We start from the raw sequence: 510 nt of genomic DNA, 5'->3' as shown, positions 1-510 counted from the left end.
CGGGAAGTCGTCGTTGATCTCGTCCATCTCCATCACGATGTCGTAAGGAACCTTGGCCTCGGCCAGGAGCACGTTCATGTGGCCCGGCAGGCGGCCCGCCACCGGGTGGATGGCAAAGCGCACTTCTTTGCCTTTCGCGCGCAGGCGGCGGGTCAGCTCGGCGACGTTCTGCTGCGCCTGCGCCACCGCCATGCCGTAGCCCGGGATGATGATGACGCTGTCGGCTTCCTCCAGCGCCTGCGCCACGCCCTCGGCGTCGATCGCGACCTGCTCGCCCTCGACCTCCATCTGCGGGCCGGTGCTGCCGCCGAAACCGCCAAGGATCACCGAGACGAACGAGCGGTTCATCGCCTTGCACATGATGTAGGAGAGGATCGCACCGGAGGAGCCCACCAGCGCGCCGACCACGATGAGGAGGTCATTGCCAAGCGAGAAGCCGATCGCCGCCGCGGCCCAGCCCGAGTAGCTGTTCAGCATCGACACCACCACCGGCATGTCGGCGCCGCCGAT

Annotated in this window: 1 protein-coding gene; it reads right to left on the bottom strand. The window is 67.1% G+C overall.

Going from position 1 to position 510, the window contains the following annotated elements; all coding sequences use genetic code 11:
* The coding region (locus AB9K35_RS18200; RefSeq protein ID WP_369928288.1) for an NAD(P)(+) transhydrogenase (Re/Si-specific) subunit beta at positions 1-510 on the bottom strand (510 nt) is incomplete at both ends.

It is taken from the genome of Leisingera sp. XS_AS12 (genome assembly GCF_041224635.1).
In the GTDB taxonomy this organism is placed as follows: Bacteria; Pseudomonadota; Alphaproteobacteria; order Rhodobacterales; family Rhodobacteraceae; genus Leisingera.
Note: the sequence above shows the minus strand (reverse complement) of the source record. Positions and strands in the feature narration are given on the sequence as shown.